Source organism: Candidatus Bathyarchaeia archaeon, from assembly GCA_038883335.1.
GTDB lineage: Archaea > Thermoproteota > Bathyarchaeia > Hecatellales > Hecatellaceae > JAVZMI01.
In genome coordinates this window covers 1-24,101 of record JAVZMI010000007.1, presented here as the reverse complement: position 1 = coordinate 24,101, position 24,101 = coordinate 1, and the positions used below count along the sequence as shown (strand labels likewise).

Here is a 24,101-nt window from a genome sequence, read left to right as displayed (position 1 = left end):
ACCTCAAGCTATCCCTATCGTGTTGCCAATTCCAGCTATAACCACGGTGTCTCCTTCCTTCGTATTCTCTCTAATTATGCGCCTTGTCCGCTCGATCGCCTTCTCGACGCCCTCATAGATCTCTTTCTTCATGGGGGCTATGGCCTCCCTTAATGACATTTTAATGGTGACCGCGAAGAGAGGGATCTTATACTTATGGGATATCTCCTCAATCTTGTAACGTTCAGTACCAACCCCTCCTATAGCTGCACCAACCCCTTCAGCTACCTCTCCACTCTCATCCCCCTCCATCTTCAAGGCTGCGTCCACCATGATGATATTTGAAACCTTGGCACCTAGAGACTCGATGAGTGACATCAAAGCATCTCCAGGTTTGCCTACGTTGCCTCCTGGCCCTTCTGCCTTTAATACAAAGATCTTTCTACCATCTATGTTTGTTTCAGCTACAATCATATCCTTCTCCAACTTTCTCACTTCTAGCCCCCGGATCAGTTTATTGGCTAGGAGTGGGCCGGCGCCGTCGCCTATCGGTTGACCCGTCGCAAAGGCTTGGACAGATCCAGCATATGACTCGGCTATATCCATTATAATTGGTAGGAGCATGTGAACCTGCATCACCATGACGTAAGCATTCCTCCTCTTACCGAATAGGTAGTAGTGCCTAATCATCTTATATATGAAGTTGAGATCCATCGAGGCTTCCAGGAGATTTTCCAAATTATTCAGTGTAGGGCCGTCGGCTGCCGGAGCTAACCGTTTTATCTCCTCTTTGAAGCTCATGTCGCGGACGTCCAGTAAATGATCAAACTTCCAAACTATCCCGGCCGGATCCATGTCTACTGGTTGAATGAAGAACCGCTCCAAGAACTGATCAATCCGTGGTGTAGGGTCATTCTGCGGCTTGCCCAGCTCCTTCACAGTCCTAATTGAGAGGTCTCTGGCATTTTCTTTCATCGATTTCAACCTTCTCAATGCCTTCTCAATATCCCGTGTCCATACTGCCATCTGGAGTTTTTGACCGTATAGGAAGTAAAGGACGATGAAAGCTAGGAAGATGAGCTGGAACACCCAAGAATAGGCGCCGCTCTCCTCCCCTGTGATCCATGGCGATAGGGACATAATTTGCACCAGATACCGGTAAACCTGTTTAGACTACAAAAGAGAAATGGAATGGTGTTATAAAAGTTTCCTGTTAGAGCAAAGTTTTTATTCTATACTCTCTTTTTTTGAGAGGAAGAGACCACGGCCATAGCCTCTAGGGCAAGACCCGATCCCGTCAGATCTCGGAAGTGAATCCTAGAGGCGCCGTCAAATACTGCTCTCCGCAAGGGGGCGGGAAAGGGCGGTGCTGTGGTCTCAACTTTACACAACTTTCAGCTACCATTTTTGAGCTGTAAAACTACAGTCCAGTATATGGAGGCGAAACTGTGGCTGAACCGTTCAGCGAGAAATCAGATAAAAAGGGATACCTAAAAAACTTAATAAGAAGACTGCATGAGGGCGCGAGCCCAGAAGAGATAAAGGAAAAATTCAGAGCCATAAAAGACACCACGCCAGCTGAGATAGCCCATATAGAAGAGGAACTTGTCAGGGAGGGCATGTCGAGGGAGGATATTCATAGGCTCTGCGACATCCACTTAGCAGTGCTTGGAGAGCCACTTGAGAGGGAGGAGACGCTGGCACCTGCGGGACACCCCATATACGTCCTCATGGAGGAACATAGGTTGCTCCTGAAGTTCGCCGACGAACTTAAGAAAACTGCAAGAGAATTCATAGGGTTGGAGAGTTTCGACTCTGTTCATGGGCAGATGGGTCGTCTGGGCCACATCGTTGGGCGCTTTAAAGAGGCAGAAAGTCACTATACGCGGGAGGAGAATGTTCTCTTCCCTTACCTTGAGAGGCATGGCATCACCCAGCCTCCAGCAATAATGTGGATGGAGCACAATAAGATAAGAGAGACCAAGAAGAATCTCAACAGCCTCGTTGAAAAGCATAAAGATATGGCCTTCCAAGAATTTGCCAAGCAACTGGACGAGGTGGCAGCTTCGCTGGCTGAGATGCTCTCGAACCATTTTTACAAAGAGAATAAAATTCTCTTCCCCACAGCTCTGACGGTTATAGGGGAGAGTGAGTGGGAGGAGATAGGGCGCCAATTCGATGAGCTCGGCTACTGTTGCTTCACCCCCGAGCAAGCGAGAGTAGCGGCAACAACCACAGCGGCGGGGGCTCCGGCTCCCAAAGCTGGAGCTGAAGGTTTAATCTACTTCAAAACTGGCAGTCTATCAAGGATAGAGATGGAGGCGATTCTTAACACTTTACCAGTTGACATAACGTTTGTGGATAAAGAGGATACAGTCAGATACTTCAGCCAGTCAAAGAGTCGAATCTTCGTGAGGACGAAGGCAGTGATAGGCAGAAAGGTTCAGCAGTGCCACCCCCAAAAGAGCGTACACCTTGTCAACCAGATCTTAGATGACTTTAAAAGTGGCCGCAGGGATGTAGCTGATTTCTGGATAGACCAAAAAGGTAGGTTAATTTACATCCGGTACTTCGCTGTCCGCGGCTGTGATGGAAGCTACCTGGGTTGTTTAGAGGTAACACAAGACATCACCGATATCAAAAAGATCGAGGGGGAGAAGAGGTTACTGTAAGTTTATCTACGTCTCCACCCGCACTTAGGGGGGCTGCTGTCCCTTCAACCCAAGAGAATTTACGCTGAAGAACTTTAGGGTAATACTGTTTCCAGTCGTAATTGACCTCTTTCCCCCAAGTGTAATAGACGCGGGGGTCTATGTAGCTCTTTAGGGATGTCCGGAGGTTATAGTCACGAGTTGCCTCCATAGTCTTGATCTTTATACGCAACGCCTCAAGGCGCTCCTTAGCCTTCGCAGTCCGCTTCTTCTGCACCCTCAACCTCCGCAGCCGCTCTTTCTGTTTAGCCAGGGAGCTACGCCAGTTCTTTGGTAGTTTACGTTTGTGGTTGCAGCTGATGGCTGCTTGGAGGTTGGCCATAGTGGCGACGTATTTTTTGCAGTAGTCAGGGTCTGCCCAAGATACCTTCGACGTTTTAAGGTACTCTTCCACTATCTTGGAGGCGTGATATGTCCTGAATACCTTGGCAGTCAGTCCGGGCATAACCTCCCCAAGAAAGCTGGAGATAACCTTCGAATTGATGCCAGCGAATATCGAAGATTTGGCAGTGGAGCTGAACTCTTTCAAATTCTCTATGACGGGGGTGGGTAAACTGACCGACCTACACCACCTGACCGAGTCCTTACCTAGAAAGTCGAAGTTAACGGTCCCATTGGATTCGAAATGGATGTGCTCAGGTCTCAGAGTTGTGGCACCAACCGTGTCAGCTTCATCTTTATCTTTCTCGTCCCCAACTCTTAGTTTCAACTCGTCAATCAGGTAGCATACTGTAGCTGCTTTACGCCGTTTTAGATCCTCCGAGTTGAGATTTCTCCAGATGTACTCGCGTAGGGCGTTGATATTCCCCTCAAGTTCTCTAGCTTTATTGAACTTCTCTATCTCCCTCGCCTGCTTGAGGTGGGAAGAGTCAGCTAGCCAGACATACTTCTCCTTACCGCTGAGATTATCAGTCCATTTAGCTATCCACATGAAGTTAGGCTCCCAGACCCGTTCCTTCCATTCTCCCGGTGGCATGGGTGCATCCGGAGAGAGGTTCAGAATTATATCTCTCTCAGATGGCCCTCTCTTCCACCTACCTCTTAGGGGGTGTTTCCCCCTCCCCATGAAGATGCATGAGGGTTCAGCCATATAGTTTGCCAACTCAACCCGGGCACCGTCAACGATAGCGTAACCATACTTTTCTTTATTGGCCTCTTTCTGCGTCTTCCTAGCTTGTGCCTGAGTCTTCTTCTCCTCAGGTGTGAGTTTCAACTTCCGTTCCCGCTCCTCATCCAGGTAGCGTTTGATCTCGGAGAAGTCGAAGTCTTCAGGTTTAACCTTCTCTTTTAACCCCAGTGCTCTGCAAAAGTCACCGAAGAAATTGGATACGAAGCGTCTATCGCGGGCATAAATGGTGTCGAGCTTCTTAACCCACGCTACCGCCATCTCTTCCTGGTCAGATGTGAGATCTATCTTCTTCCCCTTCAAAAATATGTGGAAGCCCTTCGCCTCATACTTGGGGATCAGTATGCCGTTATGTTCAAGTCGTTCCATTAGCCCCACCGCTACCTTGCACCGCGGTCATTATTGTCATCTATGACGTTATTGGGGAGAGATAAGCTAATCTGAATAGTCTCGTTAGGCCGCAGCCAATTTGGGGTGTACACCACGCTAAATTGTTAAGTTCAAGGAAGCGTTGGTTCAGAATTGCAGTTTTGAGGGATCTTGGTATGTGGGCGGCGGAGTGGTGCTTCTCGTCCCTTCCGGTTTGCGGTGGGGATGGCGAGCCGGATTTGAACCGGCGAACCCCTATGGGAGGAGATCTTGAGTCTCCCGCCTTTGACCTGGCTTGGCTATCGCCGCCCAACAACCTAACAAAAGGCGAGAATTTAAGCTTTCCCAGTTCTCTACTCCGCGTGGGTTACACCTCAACCCCTACCCGCCGTATTAGCTCTCCTCCGTAGTAAATCTGCCATTTTGGTTAGTGGCTTCATGTGTGTTGTGGCGATTATGTGGGTTGATGTGGGGAATTTATCGGTAAAATATCCTGCAGCTCTTTAGAACCTGTGTAGAGTTAAGTGTAAAAGATCAGGAAATGAAGACTGGGAGATATCTGCATGTAAGCTCACTTGTCAATTAGCTAGATCTTTGGGCGGTGAGGGCTTAGGGGAGGGTTAATAGCCTCTTTTCGTTTATGGACGCTTTGTAGACATTTTAAAAAGTATTAAAATAGTAGAGACGCTATAGGCTTTATTGGCGCTCAGAATTTGAATCTTGACCATTTTTATGGTGGAGGGTTGCCGCTTCTCCTTCCCGTCTTCGCCTTATCCATTCCCTCTTCTGGAGTCTTCGGTGGATCGCCGCACATGTCGGGCAGAATATCTGGCGGTGGCCAGTCCTTAATGTTAACCGGTTGCACATAGTGCACCTCATATAGTCTTCCATGGTTGGGATTGGTGGCGCGCATATGACGGGGTTACCCTTAAGCCCCGGGTTATCCCCTACATAGTCATAGACCTCAATATCGCCCTCTAATTCTAGGAAGATAAGGCCGCCTTTATTGCAGAGAAGTTGATGACTCCACCTGTTTAGGTCGATCACCCATATAAGATCACCCGAGCCTTTACAGACACAGTCGCTGTCATTGCATTTCAAATAAGACTACCTTCTTTGCGTGGGCGGGTGTGTCTCTCAGTTGCCTTCACGTTAAACTAGCGGTGAAGCTCTATAAAAAATGTTCGAACGTGTAGATTGTATCTCTCCGGCAAATTTTCCAAATCGATCCAATTAATATAAAGAGTAGAGGATAATATAAAAATGGGCGAATCTTGGTGGGGGTAAGTTGAAGGTCACTCTAAAGATAGGAGGGCATGTTTTCCCATTTCCACCAGTCATTGAAATGGTAAACGCTTACGCTGAGGTTATAACAGGCTTGGTGGAAGAGGGTCACTCTGTGCTTGCTGTTGCGGGTGGTGGTGAAGCTGCGAGGAAGTATATCGCCGCCGCGAGAATGACTGGTGCAGATGAGGCTACCTGCGATCAAATAGGGATTGAAATCTCACGGTTGAACGCCCTTCTCTTAGTCTCAAAGCTAGGGGCGCAAGCCTACCCAGAAGTTCCAACCACACTAAATGAGGTTAGAAGATTCCATTCTTCAGGAAAGGTTGTTGTGGTGGGAGGGTTATCGCCAGGGCATTCTACGACAGCGGTTGGGGCGTTAGTGGCGGAGGCTACTAGATCTGACATTTACATAATATCGAGCGATGTAGACGGCATATACACGGCCGACCCGAAAGTTGATCGAAGCGCCAAAAAACTGGACGAGGTAACCACTAGAGAGGTGCTAGAGATGGCTTTGGCGGGGAGGTGCTGGGCTGGAACTTATGCGCTCGACCCAATAGCTGTAAAGGTTGTGGAAAGATCTAGGATCCCCACATACTTTATAAACGGTCTAGATCCACTTAATGCTCGACGCGTAGTAGAGGGTAGGAGAATAGGAACTCAAATCTTAACCCATAGAGACACTCCAAACAGCCGTATCTAGGTGTTGGCGATGGACTTGGAGGTACTATTCGGCAGCAGGATGCAAACTCGTCTTCTAAAATATCTACTGGAAACTCCTAATCGCGTCTTCAACCAGGCTGGTTTAGCGAGGTTGCTCGACTGCTCCCCTTCCACGGTTGCTAGGTTGACTGAGCCCTTAATCAAGGAGGGGATTATAGCATTCGAGCAGATTTCGGGGCAGATGAAGGTTCTTGCTTTAAACATTGAAAATGAAAAGGTGAAGACACTCCTGGATTTTTACGGAAAAATTAAAACTCTCTAATATGGCTGGTGAATTGTCAAAGACAGCAACTCCACATAGTGTCAGAGTGGAGATTCGTGGTGCACAATATGGAAAGCCAAGGATTCGGGAACGCAGAGGCTCCAAAAAGTTCCCTAGAAGTCTTCCGGTTTAAGAGACTGTTAGAAGAGCTCGCCTCCAAGCAAGGTCGCCACACCGAGCTCATAACACTCCTAATCCCTCCAGGCCGACAGATCAGTGACGTAATGAACAATCTGCGGCAGGAATACGGCACAGCCTCCAACATTAAATCTAGGACAACTAGACACTATGTACAGGATGCTATAGAGAAGGTCATGCAACGTTTAAAGCTGTATAAAGAGCCACCCCCCACCGGTCTCGCGATTTTCTGTGGGGCTATCCCCTATGGCCCTCCTGGCTCTGAGAAGATGGAAATCTACACTATAATACCTCCTGAGCCAATTAACACATACCTTTACAGGTGCGACTCTCTATTTCACTTGGAACCCCTATTTGAGATGATTAGGGAGAGAGAGTCTTACGGGATACTCGTCCTAGACGGCAGCGGGGCGAGCTTCGCAACCTTGAAAGGCAAAAGATTGGAAGTAGTCAAGTCTATAACCTCAGGCATCTCCAGCAAACATAGAGCTGGGGGGCAATCAGCCAGACGGTTTGAGCGTCTCCGTGAAGTTGAGGTTAATGAGTACTATAAACGGGTAGCCAACTACGCTTCTCAGATATTTCTTAACCTTCCAGATCTTAAAGGGATAATCGTCGGAGGCCCTGGCCCTACGAAGGAGGAATTCCTAGCTGGCGACTACCTCCATTATAGTCTGAAGAGTAAGATCTTAGCGGTGGTGGATACAGCCTATGTGGATGAGCAGGGCATTAAGGAGATAGTCTCTAAGGCGCCGGAAATCCTCAGAGGAACTAGGTATGTGGAGGAGCGTAACCTCGTTCAACAGTTCCTCCGTGAGCTAGGTCATGATACTGGACTTGCTGCGTATGGAGAGGAACGGGTCAGGCAGCTTCTAAAGGAGGGTTCAGTTCGAATACTTCTTCTATCCGAAGAAGTTGATGTTGTTAAAGTTACGGTGAGCTGCAGCAACTGCGGTTACTCAGAGCATTCCACAGTAAAGAGTAACGAGCTGATGGCTTTCAAAGGTGATGTAGCAACTAGAGTTTGCCCAAAATGCAACAGCTTAGGTCTCATCGTGGAAGAGGAACGTGATCTCATCGACGAGTTGAGTGAGTTGGCCTTAGCCTCCAACGCGAGGGTAGAGATGATCTCTCATGCACATGAAGAGGGAGAGATGTTACACAAGAGTTTTGGAGGTATCGCCGCGATTCTTCGATATGGGAAAGGTTAAATGTGTTCGAGATTCACTGGAGTTTTAGGCTGTATTTAATTAGAACTCTTATCTTGAGCTGTGCCTAATGTTTCTCTAAAAAGGTTTTTATAGCAATACTTTTTTCTAACCTTCGCTGAAGGAAATGTGAGGGATATGGTTCTTCAAGGACTATAGCTACATCCCTACCATATACTTCTCAAATGGCTTGGTCAGGGGTATACTTCCTTTTTCGGAAAGAAAAGAGATCCGCTGTAGAGTTGAAAAGTCTAAATTGGTCATAGCCGAAGCTTTAAAGAGTGAAGCACCTAACGTAATAGGTATCTTGATACCCTTTACTGGGTATCACCTCCACCGTCATGGCGGGGAGGGTTAAAAAACAACAATGCTGGGGAAGGGTTGAGGAGTAGAATCGAGTATGGAGAAATACATAGTGGCAGCTTTAGTTGAGGACAGACCTGGGGTTCTCTTCAAGGTGACAAACCTGATTAGACGGCGAGGTTTCAACATAGACAGCATCTCGGTTGGTCCAGTAGACCAGCACAGCATCTCGCGGATGACTATCGTCATTAATGGGGACGAGAAGATAATTGAACAGGTGGTGAAGCAGCTCCGTAAATTGTTAGAGGTAGTCAAGATAGTACGCCTCAACCCAGCGGAATCCGTCTTAAGGGAGCTAGCTCTAGTAAAGGTTCATGCCAGCGAGAGTAAGGCTAGAAGTGACGTCATGGACTTCGCTGAAATCTTCCGTGCGAGAATTGTTGACGCCTCTTCTGACTCTCTAATAGTAGAGATAACGGGTGATCCTGAAAAGATCGATGCTTTCCTAAACTTGGTGAAACCATACGGGATAAAAGAGATTGCCCGAACTGGGCTCTCCGCCTTGGCGAGGGGGTCTAAGTCGATAAAGGGGTGAGTTTCGTATGATGAAGATATACTACGACGAGGACGTGACCACAAATATTTTGAGTGGTAAGACTGTTGCCGTGATAGGTTACGGCATTCAAGGAGTAGCCCAAGCTAAGAACTTGCGGGATTCAAAGATCGACGTGGTCATAGGATGCTGGGAGAAGGATGACTCCAAACGTTTAGCAACCGAGGAAGGTTTCAGGGCATACTCGTATGGTGAGGCTGCAACACGTGCGGATATTATACTGATGCTAGTTCCGGATATGATTCAACCAACTGTCTACAAGACAAGCATAGAGCCAGCCTTAAGCGAGGGGAAAGCATTGGGCTTCGCCCATGGCTTCAACATTCATTACAAGCAGATAATTCCCCCTCCAAATATTGATGTGTTCATGGTAGCACCGAAAGGCCCAGGTAAACTAGTTAGGGAGATGTACCAGATGGGACGCGGTGTCCCTGCATTGATTGCAGTGCACCAAGATTACACTGGCAAAGCTGAGACCATCGCTTTGGAGGTAGCTAAGGCTATAGGCTGTACGAGGGTTGGCGTAATTAAGACCACCTTCAAAGATGAGACGGAGAGCGACCTTATAGGGGAGCAGATAGTTCTCGTCGGAGGGCTTATGGAGCTTCTAAAGAAGGGGTTTGAGGTTCTGGTGGAGGAAGGCTACCCTATGGAGCTAGCCTACTTTGAAGCTTGCAACGAGGCGAAGCTGATAATGGACTTAATCTATGAGCGAGGAGTCGCTGGGATGCTTCGAGGAGTCTCGGAGACTGCTAGATATGGGGGGCTAACCGTAGGTCCTAAGGTTATCGATGACCACGTTAAGGAGGCTATGAGGAAGGCAGCTAGAGCTGTAAAGAGTGGAGCATTCTCCAGCGAGTGGATCACCGAGTATAGGAATGGTTCTCCAAATATGAAACGCCTCCTGAAGGAAATTGATGAACATCAGATGGAGAAGGTTGGTGCCTACATAAGAGAGATGGCTAAGATAGGGAAGTAACCTCAAACTTGGAGGGTAGAAGAACTGCGACCACCCATGAATCTTACAAAGAAGATTCTGGCAAGAGCCTCAGGCCAAGAGACGGTTGAGGCAGGAGATTTCATCGAGGCAAGAGTAGACCGTGTCATGATTCATGACCTAACAGGCCCCCTTGCACTTGACGCTTTCTCCAAACTCAAGGATCAGCGCGTGTGGGATGTTAACCGCGTAGTCGTCATCTTTGACCACAACGTACCAGCGAATACTACTCAGTCATCTTCACTTCAGAAGAGGCTCCGCAGATTCGTGGAGGATTATAACATAGTCAACTTCTACGACGTAGGTAGGGGTGGCATCTGCCACCAGGTGATGCCTGAGAAAGGCTATGTCGCTCCAGGCGAGGTCATAGTGGGCGCTGACTCCCACACCTGCACTTATGGTGCCTTCGGCGCCTTCGCAACCGGGGTTGGCTCTACCGATGTAGCTGCAGCTATGGCGACTGGCCGCCTCTGGTTTAAAGTTCCTGAAACCCTTAAAGTAACCGTTACTGGGAGGTTTAAGCGTTATGTGTTCCCGAAGGATCTCATACTGAGTATAGTTGGCACCATCGGTGAAGATGGCGCCAACTATAAAGGTATCGAGTTCACTGGGCCTACCATCCGAGATATGAGCGTCGACGGCAGGATGACACTTAGTAATATGGTCGTCGAAGTTGGCGCCAAAACTGGCATCATCGAACCTGACGACAAGACCTTAGAATACCTAGAAGGTAGACTATCAGGCCCCATCAACTCAGTCAGCAGTGACCCTGGAGCCTACTATGAGGAGGAGTTGAACTTCAGCGTCGAAGACTTAGAGCCTCAGGTAGCATGCCCTCACTCTGTAGCCAATGTCAAGCTTGTTAAGGATGTTGAGGGTGTCAGAATTGACCAAGCGTTCATAGGATCATGCACCAATGGAAGGTTAGATGACCTTAGAGTGGCGGCAAACATATTAAAGGGAAGGCGGGTGAAAGCCGGCGTGAGGATGATCGTCATACCAGCCTCACAGGATATTTACAAGGAGACAGTTAGGGAGGGGCTAGCTGAGATCTTCGTAGAGGCAGGAGCCTACTTTGGGGGTCCAACATGCGGGCCATGTATGGGCAGCCACCTAGGCATCCTAGCCGATGGGGAGGTTTGCATCAGCTCCACAAACCGAAACTTTCTAGGACGGATGGGAAACCCGAAGGCTGAGGTATACCTCGCCTCACCAGCAACTGTCGCAGCTTCGGCGTTAAAGGGCTGTATAACCAGCCCCAAGGAGGTTATGGGCGAGTGATAATTGAGGGCAAGGCTCTCAAGTATGGAGATAACATCAACACAGACCTGATCTTCCCAGGCATCTACATGACGCTGACAAATCCGGAGGACTTAGCCAGATATGCCATGTCTGGTATAGACCCACATTTCCCGGAGAAGGTGAAGTCCTACGGGATTCTTGTGGCTGGCAGGAACTTCGGTTGCGGCTCGAGCAGAGAGCATGCTCCAGTCTCTCTTAAATACGCTGGGACGCGTTGCATCATAGCCAAGTCTTTCGCGAGGATCTTCTACCGTAACGCTGTGAACATCGGGTTACCTATTATTGAGTGTAAAGAGGTCGCCGAGAAGGTTTACGAGGGCGACAGACTGCTCGTCGACTTGGAGAGAGGTTTAATAGAAAACCTGAGCAGCGGTCTGACCTTCAAAAGTCGACCACTACCCAAGTTTATACTCAGCATCTTCAGGCATGGCGGTCTCATAGGGTACGTGAATGCGGGGAGTGAGAACTATAGGTAGATATAGGTTAGCTGTGATACCGGGTGACGGAATAGGGCCGGAGCAGACGCAAGCCACCATAACCGTACTGGAAGCTGTAGAGAAGGTTGTTGGGCTCGACTTCGAGATCGTCAAGGTTGAGGCTGGAGATGACTGCCTAAAGAGGCGAGGCTCAGCGCTGCCTGAGGAGACGCTCGCAGTAATCAAAGATTCTGTAGCCTGTCTGAAGGGGCCTGTTGGAGAGACAGCCGCCGACGTTATAGTGAAGCTGAGGTTAATGTTCGACCTCTATGTCAACCTGCGGCCCATCAAGGCATATCCGAATATCCCCGCAATGCGACCTGACATAGACCTCGTCATCGTCAGAGAGAATACCGAGGACCTCTATAAGGGGATAGAGTTCATGATCAACAGGGATACAGCCGCCGCCCTACGTGTTATCAGTAGGGAGGGCTCCCACAGGATCGCCGAGTTCGCCTTCAAACTAGCTGGGAGGAGGAGGAAGAGGGTAACCGCAGTTCACAAGGCAAATGTGCTCAAGCTTACTGACGGGCTCTTCTCACAGGTCTGTAGAGAGGTTGCTTCACGTTACCCCCAAATCACATACGACGAACTTTACGTGGATGCCGCGGCGATGCATCTGATCAAGCGGCCCCACGAGTTCGACGTGATGGTTATGCCGAACCTCTTCGGTGACATACTCTCCGACGAGGCTGCTCAACTAGTGGGAGGTTTGGGTATGGCTCCAGGAGCCAACATAGGCAGAGATTTCGCCATTTTTGAGCCCATACACGGATCAGCACCTAAACATGCTGGGAAGCAACGGGCGAATCCTTGCTCCATGATCCTAGCTGCAGCTCTCCTCTTAGACTGGCTTGGAGAGAGTAAAAGTGACCAAAAGTGTCTTGAAGCCGCTTTGAGGGTTGAGTCGGCGGTAAGGGAGACGCTCGCCGCTGGTGTGATGACTCCAGACCTCGGCGGCAACTCCTCAACATTTGAAGTTGCATCAGCTATAGCGGGTAGGATCAGTGGCTAAGGTGGTAAGGTTGTCGGAGTTTAAGCTGCCGGAGAAGATCAGGATATTCGATACTACACTGAGGGATGGTGAGCAGACGCCAGGCGTAGCCTTGACCCCGGAGATAAAGCTTGCAATCGCTAAGCAACTAGACAGACTGGGCGTCGACACCATAGAGGTTGGCTTCCCTATCTCCTCTCCTGGTGAAGCTGAGGCAGCCTCCCTAATAGCGAGAGAAGGTCTTAGAGCGGAAATCTGTGGCTTAGCTCGGACTGTTAAGGAAGACCTTGACGCAGCGTTGAAGTGCAACTTAGATGCTATCCACACATTTATAGCCACCTCTGAGCTTCACTTGAAGTATAAACTCAATCTAACTCCTGCCGAAGTGGTTGAGAAGGCTGTTGAAAGTGTAAAATATCTGAAAGATCGAGGCGTCATCGTAGAGTTCTCAGCTGAGGATGCGACGAGGACGGATCTGAATTTTCTGAAACACGTCTACGGGGCAGTTGTGGAGGCGGGGGCCGATAGGATAAATATACCTGACACGGTCGGTGTCATGACCCCATCACGGATGCGGATGCTTGTAGGCTCAGTGGCGGAAGTAGTCAGTGTCCCAATAAGTGTCCATTGCCACAACGACCTCGGTTTGGCGGTCGCCAACTCTCTCGCAGGCTTGGAAGGGGGGGCTTCGCAAGTTCACGTCACAGTGAATGGGTTAGGTGAGCGTGCTGGGAACGCTGCATTGGAGGAGGTTGTAGTAGCTCTACATTCACTATACCAGAAGAAAACCAACATCAACACTCATCTCATTTATGAGACATCGAGGATGGTCTCTAGGCTGACTGGGGTGATGATCCAGCCTAACAAAGCTATCGTAGGCGACAACGCATTCGCCCATGAATCTGGGATTCACACTCACGGTGTAGTTAAGATGCCCCTAACCTATGAGCCTATCTCCCCGGAGCTGGTGGGTAGAAGCCGCCTAATAGTAGCTGGGAAGCACGCGGGGTATCATGGTATAAAACGTGAGTTAGAGGAAGCTGGCTTCCAGTTAACCGAGCAACAGATGAGGGAGGTAATAAGGCAGATCAAGGCTATGGGTGACAAGGGTAAATCGGTTACCACTACAGACCTCTATTCCATAGCCAACCTCGTATGTGGGTCAAAAGTTAATGTGCGGGACTATATTAATCTCAAGGATTTGGTTGTGGTGACTGGTGTAAATATGACACCTACTGCCTCAGTCAAACTGATTTTGGATGGTAGAGAATACGTGGCATCGGAGACAGGAGTGGGACCGGTTGACGCGGCGATGAGAGCCATCCAGAAGGTGACTGATACTCTAATAGATGTGAGGCTGAAGGAGTTTAGACTAGAAGCCCTCACCGGGGGCTCCGACGCTTTGGCAGAAGTAATTATCAAAGTGGAGAGTGGAGGTGGCGAGGTAGTCTCAGCCAGAGCCGCCAAACCGGACATCGTTGTGGCAAGTGTGGAGGCTATGGTAAACGGTCTTAATCTCCTCCTCCAGAGAAGCAGAAGAAAGCAAAAGTCTGAAGCCTCCCAATCAAGCGACTAAGTAGACGGATCCTACTTTCTCCACCGGACTGTCAGACCTCTTTGGGGGAGTTGAGAAAGAGAGGAAACGTATCCTATGCATCGCCGCTAGATCCTTCTCAAGTGGTTGTAGATCCTCGGTGGCGTATGCTGCTTTTATTTCATCATTAAGTGCTATACCTTTCAGTCTCTTAAACTTCCAGACTGTCGAGTTGAACTCCATAAAACTCTGAGTAACCATGCCCAGCTCAGACTTCCATTCAGGTCGCGGTCTTGGGAAATCCTCTTTGTGGATTGAGGTTCCAGCGTAGACTGCCCGCCAGATGGCATCTGTAACGAACGGGCAGATGGGTGCCAAGAGTTTAAGGGCAGTCTTGATGACTGTATGTAAAGTCATCCAAGCTCCCTCCTGCTCCTGCCTAGTGAACTTGCCCTCTAAATTGTAGGCACGTGTTTTCACCGCCTCAACGTAATGGTCGGCAAAGATACCCCAGAGGAAACCACGTATAGATTGAGCTGGTATGAAGAAATCCATCTCTTCGTATCCCTTCTCGCATTCTTGAATTAGGTTGTTAAGGTCGGCTAAGATCATCTGATCCGTAGCCATCAGGGCAGCCTCTCCAGCTGAGGGCTGAGGGAAGGAGGAAACAAATCTGGAGACATTCCAGAGTTTGGTAATAAACCTCGCGGCCCCCTCTAACCTCTCTCGGCTGAACCGGTAATCCGAGCCAAGCCGCGCCTCACTTGCGCCCCACAGCCTGAATGCGTCTGCGCCTAATTCTTCTATGATCGGCTCAGGCCAGATGATGTTACCTTTTGACTTATGCATGGCTTCCCCATTCTCGTCTAAACCCATTCCGGATATCCTTACATGCTTAAAGGGTAGTGCCGAGAGAAGTTGCCGAGTTCTCAGCATGGAATAGTATAACCATGTCCTTACGATGTCGGTTCCCTGAGGTCTTAAAGTGCAAGGGAAACTTTGAGTCAGGAGGTCATTATCCCATCCGTATCCTAGGATATAGAGCTGGCTTATGCTAGAATCCATCCATGTATCGAATGTCCGGGTCTCTCCGACAAATTGGATGGAGCCACAGCTACACCTTCCGTTTGGAGGTCTCTCACGCCAGGGTTGGTAATATGCGCCTGGTGGAGGGAGGTAAGGTTTGCCGCATTCTCGACAGTACCAGAGGGGGACTTCAGTCCCATAATAGCGTCTCCGAGTAATAGGCCAGTCTGTGCTTACAGAGTTTATCCAGTTAAGTAGCAGCTGCTTAGCTTCAGGTGGGTGAAATTTCATCTTGTCAGCATCGGCGGCGAGCTCGCCGAGGAATGGAAGTTGCTTAAGATAATACTCAGGCATCTCAATGAACTCGATGGGATTCTTTGACCTCCAGCATATCGGCGTTTTATGAATAATCCTCTCCCTGTGTGATAAAAGTTCAGCCTCTTCTAGGAGGTCGATCATCTTACTGCGAGCTTCCTCTACCTTCAGGCCTTCGAGAATGCCCGCCTGAGAGTTCATTCTACCCGTTTTAGTTATCGCTATCTTCGGCTTAAGGTCAAGCTCTCGGAAGAGTTTCACGTCGGTGTAGTCTCCGAAGGAGCAAATCATCGCTATACCCGTGCCAAACTCGGGCTTAGCATAGTGGCTTGGGATTAATGGAACTTCAGCATTATATATGGGAGTTATTGCGTGTCGTCCCTCTAAATGTCTGTAACGTTCATCCTCTGGATGGTATATTACGGCGGCGCAAGAGCAGATCAACTCCGGCCGAGTTGTAGCCACGACTATCTCACCTCCCTCTTTGACTCTGAAGCGTATATAGCACAGACTCGTCTCAAGGTCGGCATACTCCACCTCTGCGTCGGCAAGCGTGGTTTGGCATGCTGGGCACCAGTTAGTAGGCCTATTGTCCTCGTAGATGAGACCACGATTCCATAACTCAATGAAGGTGGACTGAGTAATTTTCCGGTATTCTGCACTATCAGTGCGGTAGAGTCCTTCGAAGTTGCAACTCATTCCCAGTCTTCTGGCAGTCGAGATTATCTCCTTCTCTACACTATCCAGAAACTCCTTGCATAGGGCTATGAACTTCTCTCTTGGGATCTCGTGAGCATTGAGATTATGCCTCTTTTCCACTTCAACCTCTACTGGTAGGCCGTTTCGGTCTATCCCAAAAGAGAAGAGAACCTCGTATCCTTTCATTCTGTAGTATCGTGCAACCATGTCTATTTGGGCGTAATGGGTAGCACCGCCGACATGCCAGCGGCCCGACGCATAGGGTGGGGGCGTATCAATCGAGAAGATAGGCTTTCCAGAAGTTCTGTCAAACTTGTAGATACCCTCCCTTGACCATTCTTCGACAAGGAACCTTTCCCTCTCGGGTTTCCATCTCTTCTCGGCTATCTTCGGCTTAAAGTTGGTCGGCAGCATTCCTGCCAAGCTCAATACACCCAAACCATCAACTCTCTTTCCACGAAGTCGTCATCCTTCGCACTACAGGCATTTTTCATTGAAGATTAAGAATCTCGCATATATATTATACGTCAACTTTCGGAGTGTTTGAAGTAGCTTCGATATGTAAACGAATCCTTTTATCCAAGATCGAGAATCACTCTTTACCATAGCTGAGACTAGTTAAGTTTTTATGGAAGGTTTTACAACACCATCGTGGATGATTTAAATTTTGGATGAAAAAAAATCTTTCAAAGCAACGAGGAGAGATCTTTACATAGGAGCTATCGGCGTAATTCTGACGCATTTCATCTTGCCATTCTTAATTAAGTTCATACTCGACCGCATAGAGCAACCTTCCTTCTATGAGATAAAATATTAATGAATCCGAATGGTCTCCAATCAAAAAGAATTACCGCCCACAGAAGAAGATCTGAACTATCTGAGTTGTTGAGTCCTTCTGCCGTCACGTGTGGTGAGCGTGCCCCCTGAGAAGAAAGAGATAAGAAGCCCAACCAGTGATAAGAATTTACGTGGGCCGATAGCTCAGCTTGGCTAAGGTGTTTGTTCTCCTGTCCATTGGGTTTTGTTTTCGTTCGGTTGTTCGGCGGCGTGGTCTCAGAGTTTGAGCTTTTCTGCCATGTGGTCCGGGCTGAATATTCTTTCTCCAGAATGTTGGGAAGCCCAGTCTCGTTCTTGTCTTCTGTTCGCCCATATTGGGCCACCTTTAAAACGGTAAAGTGTTACTATGTATAGGCGGGCTTTTGGAATATTAAACTTCTCTATTGCTGGGAGATGGATAATATTTGGCGTTGAAAAGGCTCTGGTATGCCAGATTCATGTAAAGCATCTATGTGGTATAAAGATTCAACATCGATTTCTTCAATTTGCTTTAAAAGTTAAGGTTCGCGCTTCATGGAAGTTTCTTCATTAATAATTCATAGCCTCTTGGTCAAGTAGTCCATTGCCATCGCTATCGGCATCCCATACGGCACAGGCTTAAGATAACTCCGTGGAGTGAATCTTCCAGAGTTCCGGCTTGTACTTTCCGAGGATTTTTAGTCTCTAAAGAATGAATGGGGCGTCAATTTTTAAAGCAGTTTAATCAGAAAATTCAAAACGAGTATTGTGGTTAGAATGGTACCATTAGATATGCTATAAATTCGGTGATCTATGCGCGTTATCTTGTGTAAATATGTTACTCAATCACTCAATAACGAGTACTTCAGATGGGACTCCAAATTTTTCTAATAGTTGCTTTGCATAATTTATAGCGCTAGCAGTACTATAATGTGTTTCTATCCACAACCCGTTAGAAAGTTTTTTGGGCGATCGAAAATTATCACCATATTTATGTTTTGGTTCTTTGTTGATAAGGTTTCTTTTGCCACGCCCAGCTCCCACAGGACAATCAGAAGGTTTCAACTTTCCGTTCTTTATGAGCCAATTGGCAGTGTTTACCAAAATTTCAAAGGAGTTATGAAGTTCAAATACTTCATTTTTTAGCCTCATTTTTCGTGGACTTTCGCCTCGCCACGCTGTAGCTTCTATTTGCGCCTCAGTTAGAGACTCTTCATCTGGTTCTGAAATTATTTCTTTGAGCCTTTCTTTCAGCAAATCTTCAATTTCTTCATCTTCAAAATGATAGCCTGGGTAACCTTGAGTTAAAATTAATTTAACTGCTGGCATTAAACCTTTGACAATTTTCTCAGGCGCGTCTAGAATAGATTGCCAAACTTCATCTAGTATTTGAATCTTCTTCATTAAAACTTCTATGTTTTTGATATTGGCCTTTGAGATTGCAATTATATTTCTGAGAACTTCCGACAATTCATCATTCTCTAAATCTACTTTCCAGACAACCCGTTCAGGTAAACTGGTCCCTTCCTCAAATGATTTAATTAGTATCCATACTGCGCCATTTGTCAATACGCCGTATTTTGTACCCTCGCTGAAGGAGTACTTCGCCAATTGACGTATAACTCCTCTTTGCTCAATGTCAACACTCAACTTTTTTACTTCAACAAATAAAATTCTCTTTCCATCTTGGATTAAAGAGTAGTCAGGCACGCCTTCTTCAGTAGATACATTAGGTTGAACTTCTTCTGGGTTTTCAGGGTCCCATCCAAGATTTCTCAAAATAGGATTTACTATTTGATCCCTTACTGCCATTTCATTCTGTTCATAGAGAGAACGAAACTTCTTTATCTTATCTGCCATCAGCTTTAATGCTTCTCTTAGGTCGTTCACTTAATCAGCCCCTCTGTCATGAGACCCCCTATATTTTATTAATTTGTGGTATAGGCTATAGGTTGATTCAAAATTAGGCTCCTTCCTTTTTTATAGTTTATGGGTAGGGGTGTCAGGCTCTCCCTTTGGGAGTTGTTTGAAGCAGACGTTGGGAGGGTGAGGTGAACCTTGTCTATGTGGGTATGTGTGAATCTCCTTGTCTTTTGAGGCTTCTCTTATTGTTTTGGGGGGGGTGGGAAAACAGATGTAAGCCTAGCTGGAGCCGTAGCCTCCCATTTTGTAGTCTCCATCTTTGGGGGGGGCTTCACATTTGGCAGTTTCGGAGGCCCCCCAGGCGGGCCTAGGACCTCGCATGTTCAAAGCCTCACAATAACTCCAGTTGTAACCCCTGAGCTTATACTCGCAGCCATCCTCATGGCCACAGCAGTAGGAGCGCTAGCCGGCATCATCCCAGCTTGGAGAGCATCCCGACTGACACCCGTGGAAGCTTTAAGACGTGAATAGTATCCCACTTTAGAAATCATTAAAGCCAAGACGATAAAAATGAGTAGTTGCCTCGCTGTTAACAGTCGCCTCAAATAAAAGAACCCCCCTCTTCAACTATTCTGAAGAGTGAAACCCGTAACGAGGAACGGGGCCAAGCTGGGCGCGAAAAAGAGGCCCAGATAGAAAACCTAACCTGAAGACTATGCTAAGCAGATCACAGCCGAGATTTTGACTTTATAAGTAAAAAGAGCATGTAGGCAGGATGCAAATTTGCCTGAAGCTTTGCGTCATGGCGCAACTGCCCAAAGAGCCAAGAAGTCCTGGAGGGCGATGTGCTTTTCATCGACATCGAGGGAACTTTTAGCCCTGAAAGGGTTTATCGTATTGCCGCCGCTATGGGTTTGGATCGGCAGCAAGCGCTTAACAACGTGATGATCGCACGGGCGTACAACAGCGACAAGTCTTCTTAATCGATGGGCTCTTCAAGATTTGTCCCGAAGAGAATGTGAAGCTGGTTGTGGTTGATTCTATGATTAGCCATTTCCGAGGAGAACATGTTGGACGCGAGAGCCTAGCTGAACGACAGCAAAAACTCAACCAGCGCTTACATAAGCTGCTTCGGCTGGCGGAAATCTATAACATAGCTGTGGTTGTGACAAACCAGGTGCAGGCTAATCCAGCAAGGTTTCGGCGACCCAAACAGACCAGCTGGAGGCTATGTGTTAGCCCACGCATGCACCCATAGAGTTTACATCAGAAAGGCTAAGGAAGGCACACGAGTAGCCACAGTAATCGACTCGCCACGTCTTCCAGAGTCAAAGGAGTATTTCATCGTTACCGAGAAATGAATAGAAGATGCGCCTAGCACTGATTGATACTACGAAATCGTGGATACAGGTCGATAAACAGATTTGTTAACTCATGCGAAAATATATGAAGTTGAGAGTTGATTATGTTTTGGGATAAGAAGGTGCCGAATGGTCAAAGTTTAACCACCAAAATCGTTGAGCTTTTGAAGAGGCAGCCTGGGCAGTCTGTTAAAGAGATTGCCAAGCAAATGGATGTTAATAGGACTTTTCTTTCTGGCTATCTTAGTGCTCTGGAGGAGCATGGCTACGTGAAGTCTAGGAAGATTGGCCCAGCCAAGGTTTACTTTAATAAGGAAAAATAGTGGAAAGGTGATGAGATGGCGGCTGTAGGTGGGGGTGCATCTTTAGGCGAAGCTTTCTTGAAGCCAGAAAGTATTCTGGAAGGGCCCTTCTGGCCTGAGCGCATAAAGGTTATCTCATGCAAGCAGATTGGCACTGGCGTTGAAGTGCAAGGCATCGGTGTAAAATCTGAACGCTTTTACTCGCGGATTTTGAGGAAGAGCGATTTGGAGAAGGTTAAGAGAGTTGATTTGGGGAAGAAGGATTTTTCTGGGGATGCTGAGGCGTTTTTCCTTGCTATGGAAGGGAAAAGGATCCGTTATGCTTTCCAGTTTGACCCTCTCTATGCTGTTAACGTGTCGCAGATTGACCCATTGCCTCACCAGATTGACGCGGTTTACCATTACATCTTGAAGCATCCTAGGATTAGGTTTCTCCTCGCCGATGACCCGGGTGCTGGCAAAACCATCATGGCTGGATTAATACTCAAGGAGCTTAAGCAGAGGGGGCTTGTTGAAAGAGTTCTTATCGTTATACCTGGCCATTTGAGGGACCAGTGGGTTAGGGAGCTTAAAGAGAAGTTTGGCGAGACTTTCAGAACTATTGATAGAGGAGTGATGGATGCGTCTTGGGGGCGCAATGTCTGGCTTGAAGAGAACCAAGCGATAACGTCAATGGATTTTGCGAAGCAGGAAGATGTCATGGTGAGCCTCGCTGAAGCCCGATGGAATTTGGTGATTGTTGATGAAGCCCATAAGATGGCCGCTTACAAATACGGCGAGAAAATGAAGAAGACTGAAAGATACAAGCTTGGAGAGCTACTTTCAAGAAACTCCGATTTCCTGCTCTTTTTGACAGCGACGCCCCATAGGGGTGACCCAAGCAATTTTAGGCTTTTCTTGGATTTGCTTGAGCCAGGGTTCTTCGCCACGAACGAGATGCTTGTGGAATCCATAACGAACAAGGATAACCCTCTTTTCTTGAGGCGTCTGAAAGAAGACTTGAAAAACTTTGACAATACTCCTTTGTTCCCTCCTAGAAAAGTGATAACCGTCAAGTATCGCCTAAGCGATGACGAGAAGATTTTGTACAACGCTGTGACGGAGTACGTTGAGAAGCACTATAATAGGGCGATGCAGAAAGACAAGAGAAACGTTGCGTTCGCCCTTCTTATCCTTCAAAGGCGACTAGCATCCAGCCTAAGGGCTATAAGAAGGTCCTTGGAAAGAAGGAGAGATAGGCTTCAGGAACTGCTCGACCAGGGAAAAATAATTCAGGAAGCCGGGTACATAGACGAAGAAGCACTTGAAGACTCTTCTGAACTGGAAAGGTGGAGAAAAGAAGACGAGCTGCTGGAGAAGCTTACTTCCGCCGAGACGCTTGACGAACTCAGGGAGGAAATCGAGAAGCTTAACGAGCTTATCGGGCTGGCGAAGGAAGCTGAAAAGAAGGAGGTTGAAACGAAGCTTAACGAGCTTAAGAAAGTGATGGAGGAAGTTAAGCTAAAAAAGAACGGTGAGAAACTGCTAATTTTCAGCGAATCCAAAGACACTCTTGAATATCTTGTAGAGAAAATCCGCAAGTGGGGCTACTCGGTAACGTACATTCACGGCGCGATGAATCTCGACAAGAGAATAGAGGCGGAGCACGAGTTTAAAGAAAAAGCGCAAATAATGGTTTCCACAGAAGCTGGCGGAGAAGGAATAAACCTCCAGTTTTGTTGGCTTATGGTGAATTATGACATTCCTTGGAATCCAAACAGGCTCGAGCAGAGGATGGGGCGAATACACAGGTATGGGCAACAGTATGAAGCCTACATTTACAATCTTGTGGCTATTGACACAAGGGAAGGCAAGATTCTTGAGAAATTGTTCAACAAACTTGACATCATACGGATGCATCTTGGAAGCGACAGAGTCTTCGACGTGATTGGCGATGTGCTTCCTGGACGAAGCCTTCAAGACCTCATTGTAGAGGCTGTGACAAACAAACGTTCTTTGGATGATATTCTGAAGGATATTGAGAGGATTCCAGACGAGGAAGCAATTAGAAGGGCGAAGGAAGCTACGATGGAAGGTCTTGCCACAAAGCACATCGACCTAACCCGAATTTTGGGCGAAGCAAGAATAGCGAGAGAGAATAGGCTAGTGCCCGAATACATTGAGAAGTTTTTCCTTAAAGCGTCTGAGAAGCTTGGCTTGAAGGTGGAAAAGAGGAAGGATGGCTTTTACAGAATAGCCAGCATTCCCTACGAGCTTAGGAGACTTCCCTTCGAGTTCAAGATAAAGTTCGGAGAAGTCTTCAGGGAATATGGCAAAATCAGCTTTGACAAGGAACAGGCGATTAAGGGGCAAGCAGAGTTTGTGGCGCCCGGGCATCCACTTTTGGAGGCTGTTGTGGAGAAGATTTTCGAAAAATACAGTGGTGACGTTGATAAAGGCACAGTTTTCCTCGACCCTTCAGGTAGCATGAACGGCTTCATCTGGTTCTTAGAAAGTATGATAAATGACGGAACGGGTTCGGTGGCTGGCAAACGAATCTTCGCCTTGTATCAGGATAATCACAATAACGTGAGGTCGGTTTCTCCATCTATTCTCTGGGATTTGAAGCCTCACCACGCTTCGCTAACTACTGAATTGTTAAGATCGGTGGGCAGCGAAGATTCCATTCTAAGCTTCGCAGTGGAAACGGTTCTACCCATGTATCTGGACGAGTTGAAGAAGCAGAGGGAACATGACGCGGAAATTAAGAGGAGATATGGGGTGAGGTCTCTTCAACAGCTTATTGGGCAATCGGAAGTGAAATTGCTTGATTATGAGACTAGGAGGGCTAAGGGAGAGAACATTCCGGAAGCAGCAATACAGAACGAGAGGAGAAACAAGGAGGAATTGGAGAGAAGGAAGGAACAGCTTGAAAAACAGATAGAGGCAGAAGTCAACCTTTTGCTGTCTCCGCCGAAAGTTCTTGGAGCAGTGGCTGTATTGCCTAAGCTGCCAGTAGACGACACCTTGAAAGAAGATAGGGAAATCGAAGAGATTGGTATGCGTGTCGCTATGGAGTTTGAGATGGCTCAGGGGCGAAGTCCAGAGGATGTGGCGGCCCAGAACTTGGGTTTTGACATACGTTCTAAAGCGCCAGATGAAAGCATCAGATATATAGAGGTTAAAGCGAGAGCGGGAGAGGGAAAGATAGCGCTCACGCCTAATGAATGGTTGATGGCGCATAGGCTAGGAAACGAGTACTGGCTTTACATTGTGGTAAACGCTGCAAAGTCGCCTGAACTTTACACGATACAAAACCCAGCAGAGAAACTAAAACCCGAAGAAGAGATTGAAGTTGTTCGATATATCGTGGAACAGTGGAAGAGCGTTGCTAACAGAGAAAATGTGGTATCCTAATGAGAAGAAGAAAAACAGTAGGAATATTGACAGATGCGTCGAAAACGTTTAGGATGACCTTAGAAAATCAAATTGTTCAGGCTCAATACGACAAATTGTCCGAAGAGTTCAAGACCAAAAAACAATCATTCTTAGATTTTCTGGGAGGAAATTTTCAAGAAGTAATTACCTTAGTCCGTGAATTATCTCCCCAACTAAATATTTCTGTCTGGTTGTACATTGACAGAAGATTATTCGTTCCTGAGAATCACAAAATATCACCTTATCAAATTATGAATCCAAATACTCTTCATTTGTCTTCAGATTTTGATCAATGGATTCG

General features: G+C 47.4%; 21 protein-coding genes, 1 tRNA gene and 1 rRNA gene. 16 read left to right on the top strand and 7 right to left on the bottom strand.

The features are described from left to right. Nucleotides 1-3 precede the first annotated feature (3 nt). The gene (locus tag QXJ75_04585) at nucleotides 4-1,119 is read right to left on the bottom strand and encodes a DUF1512 domain-containing protein (protein ID MEM3737342.1); all 1,116 of its coding nucleotides are present in this window, start codon (nucleotides 1,117-1,119) and stop codon (nucleotides 4-6) included. A 119-nt stretch (nucleotides 1,120-1,238) separates the two neighbouring features. On the opposite strand from QXJ75_04585, the gene rrf reads away from it, so the two are divergent. Both rrf and QXJ75_04575 read left to right on the top strand, forming a co-directional pair. Next, a 5S ribosomal RNA gene (gene rrf, locus QXJ75_04580) occupies nucleotides 1,239-1,357 on the top strand. Between the two features lie 70 nt (nucleotides 1,358-1,427). Then, nucleotides 1,428-2,651: a DUF438 domain-containing protein gene (locus QXJ75_04575; protein MEM3737341.1), complete on the top strand. Its 1,224-nt coding sequence runs from the start codon at nucleotides 1,428-1,430 to the stop codon at nucleotides 2,649-2,651. On the opposite strand, the gene QXJ75_04570 is transcribed toward QXJ75_04575, so the two are convergent. The 3 genes from QXJ75_04570 to QXJ75_04560 all read right to left on the bottom strand — a co-directional run bounded on the left by QXJ75_04570 (nucleotide 2,617) and on the right by QXJ75_04560 (nucleotide 5,286). Continuing rightward, the gene (locus QXJ75_04570; GenBank protein ID MEM3737340.1) at nucleotides 2,617-4,185 is read right to left on the bottom strand and encodes a DNA topoisomerase I; all 1,569 of its coding nucleotides are present in this window, start codon (nucleotides 4,183-4,185) and stop codon (nucleotides 2,617-2,619) included. The two genes, QXJ75_04575 and QXJ75_04570, sit on opposite strands and share 35 nt — an antisense overlap. Nucleotides 4,186-4,376: 191 nt before the next feature. Then, nucleotides 4,377-4,494, bottom strand: a tRNA-Leu gene (locus QXJ75_04565). Between the two features lie 387 nt (nucleotides 4,495-4,881). Beyond that, nucleotides 4,882-5,286 (bottom strand): hypothetical protein, encoded by a 405-nt coding sequence (locus tag QXJ75_04560; GenBank protein MEM3737339.1) that lies wholly within the window; start codon nucleotides 5,284-5,286, stop codon nucleotides 4,882-4,884. 187 nt (nucleotides 5,287-5,473) lie between these two features. Here QXJ75_04560 and pyrH point away from each other — a divergent pair, with 187 nt between their 5' ends. The 9 genes from pyrH (at nucleotide 5,474) to QXJ75_04515 (ending at nucleotide 14,064) form a co-directional block, all read left to right on the top strand. Then, a complete protein-coding gene (gene pyrH, locus QXJ75_04555; protein MEM3737338.1) occupies nucleotides 5,474-6,175 on the top strand; it encodes a UMP kinase in 702 nt (233 codons plus the stop codon). Nucleotides 6,176-6,184: 9 nt separating this feature from the next. Further along, entirely contained in the window at nucleotides 6,185-6,457 is a 273-nt protein-coding gene (locus QXJ75_04550; GenBank protein ID MEM3737337.1) for a hypothetical protein, read from the top strand. 68 nt (nucleotides 6,458-6,525) lie between these two features. Beyond that, nucleotides 6,526-7,806 carry a peptide chain release factor aRF-1 gene (prf1, locus tag QXJ75_04545; GenBank protein MEM3737336.1) on the top strand — a complete coding sequence of 427 codons (1,281 nt, stop codon included), beginning with the start codon at nucleotides 6,526-6,528 and terminating at the stop codon, nucleotides 7,804-7,806. Nucleotides 7,807-8,203: 397 nt separating this feature from the next. Further along, nucleotides 8,204-8,701, top strand: a complete 498-nt coding sequence (gene ilvN / locus QXJ75_04540) for an acetolactate synthase small subunit (GenBank protein MEM3737335.1) — start codon at nucleotides 8,204-8,206, stop codon at nucleotides 8,699-8,701. A 7-nt stretch (nucleotides 8,702-8,708) separates the two neighbouring features. Further along, a complete protein-coding gene (gene ilvC, locus QXJ75_04535; protein ID MEM3737334.1) occupies nucleotides 8,709-9,698 on the top strand; it encodes a ketol-acid reductoisomerase in 990 nt (329 codons plus the stop codon). Between the two features lie 36 nt (nucleotides 9,699-9,734). Further along, entirely contained in the window at nucleotides 9,735-10,997 is a 1,263-nt protein-coding gene (locus QXJ75_04530) for a 3-isopropylmalate dehydratase large subunit (protein ID MEM3737333.1), read from the top strand. 2 nt (nucleotides 10,998-10,999) lie between these two features. Then, nucleotides 11,000-11,494 (top strand): 3-isopropylmalate dehydratase small subunit, encoded by a 495-nt coding sequence (locus QXJ75_04525; protein ID MEM3737332.1) that lies wholly within the window; start codon nucleotides 11,000-11,002, stop codon nucleotides 11,492-11,494. Beyond that, nucleotides 11,469-12,509: an isocitrate/isopropylmalate dehydrogenase family protein gene (locus QXJ75_04520; GenBank protein MEM3737331.1), complete on the top strand. Its 1,041-nt coding sequence runs from the start codon at nucleotides 11,469-11,471 to the stop codon at nucleotides 12,507-12,509. The genes QXJ75_04525 and QXJ75_04520 overlap by 26 nt, the downstream gene beginning before the upstream one ends. A gap of 1 nt (nucleotide 12,510) precedes the next feature. After that, a complete protein-coding gene (locus QXJ75_04515; GenBank protein ID MEM3737330.1) occupies nucleotides 12,511-14,064 on the top strand; it encodes a 2-isopropylmalate synthase in 1,554 nt (517 codons plus the stop codon). On the opposite strand, the gene QXJ75_04510 is transcribed toward QXJ75_04515, so the two are convergent. Continuing rightward, nucleotides 14,053-16,491 (bottom strand): valine--tRNA ligase, encoded by a 2,439-nt coding sequence (locus QXJ75_04510; GenBank protein ID MEM3737329.1) that lies wholly within the window; start codon nucleotides 16,489-16,491, stop codon nucleotides 14,053-14,055. The genes QXJ75_04515 and QXJ75_04510 overlap by 12 nt on opposite strands. A 238-nt stretch (nucleotides 16,492-16,729) precedes the next feature. Between QXJ75_04510 and QXJ75_04505 the strand changes: the two genes are divergently transcribed. Further along, nucleotides 16,730-16,879 carry a hypothetical protein gene (locus tag QXJ75_04505; GenBank protein ID MEM3737328.1) on the top strand — a complete coding sequence of 50 codons (150 nt, stop codon included), beginning with the start codon at nucleotides 16,730-16,732 and terminating at the stop codon, nucleotides 16,877-16,879. Nucleotides 16,880-17,703: 824 nt separating this feature from the next. On the opposite strand, the gene QXJ75_04500 is transcribed toward QXJ75_04505, so the two are convergent. Next, complete coding sequence (locus QXJ75_04500; GenBank protein MEM3737327.1) at nucleotides 17,704-18,747, bottom strand: type I restriction enzyme HsdR N-terminal domain-containing protein; 1,044 nt, start codon at nucleotides 18,745-18,747, stop codon at nucleotides 17,704-17,706. A 356-nt stretch (nucleotides 18,748-19,103) separates the two neighbouring features. Continuing rightward, entirely contained in the window at nucleotides 19,104-19,325 is a 222-nt protein-coding gene (locus QXJ75_04495; protein ID MEM3737326.1) for a hypothetical protein, read from the bottom strand. A 582-nt stretch (nucleotides 19,326-19,907) separates the two neighbouring features. On the opposite strand from QXJ75_04495, the gene QXJ75_04490 reads away from it, so the two are divergent. The 4 genes from QXJ75_04490 to QXJ75_04475 form a co-directional block, all read left to right on the top strand. After that, complete coding sequence (locus QXJ75_04490; protein MEM3737325.1) at nucleotides 19,908-20,081, top strand: hypothetical protein; 174 nt, start codon at nucleotides 19,908-19,910, stop codon at nucleotides 20,079-20,081. A gap of 122 nt (nucleotides 20,082-20,203) precedes the next feature. Next, complete coding sequence (locus QXJ75_04485; protein MEM3737324.1) at nucleotides 20,204-20,404, top strand: winged helix-turn-helix domain-containing protein; 201 nt, start codon at nucleotides 20,204-20,206, stop codon at nucleotides 20,402-20,404. Between the two features lie 15 nt (nucleotides 20,405-20,419). Continuing rightward, complete coding sequence (locus tag QXJ75_04480) at nucleotides 20,420-23,779, top strand: helicase-related protein (GenBank protein MEM3737323.1); 3,360 nt, start codon at nucleotides 20,420-20,422, stop codon at nucleotides 23,777-23,779. A gap of 95 nt (nucleotides 23,780-23,874) precedes the next feature. After that, a partial coding sequence (locus tag QXJ75_04475; GenBank protein MEM3737322.1) for a hypothetical protein occupies nucleotides 23,875-24,101 on the top strand: 227 nt, incomplete at its 3' end.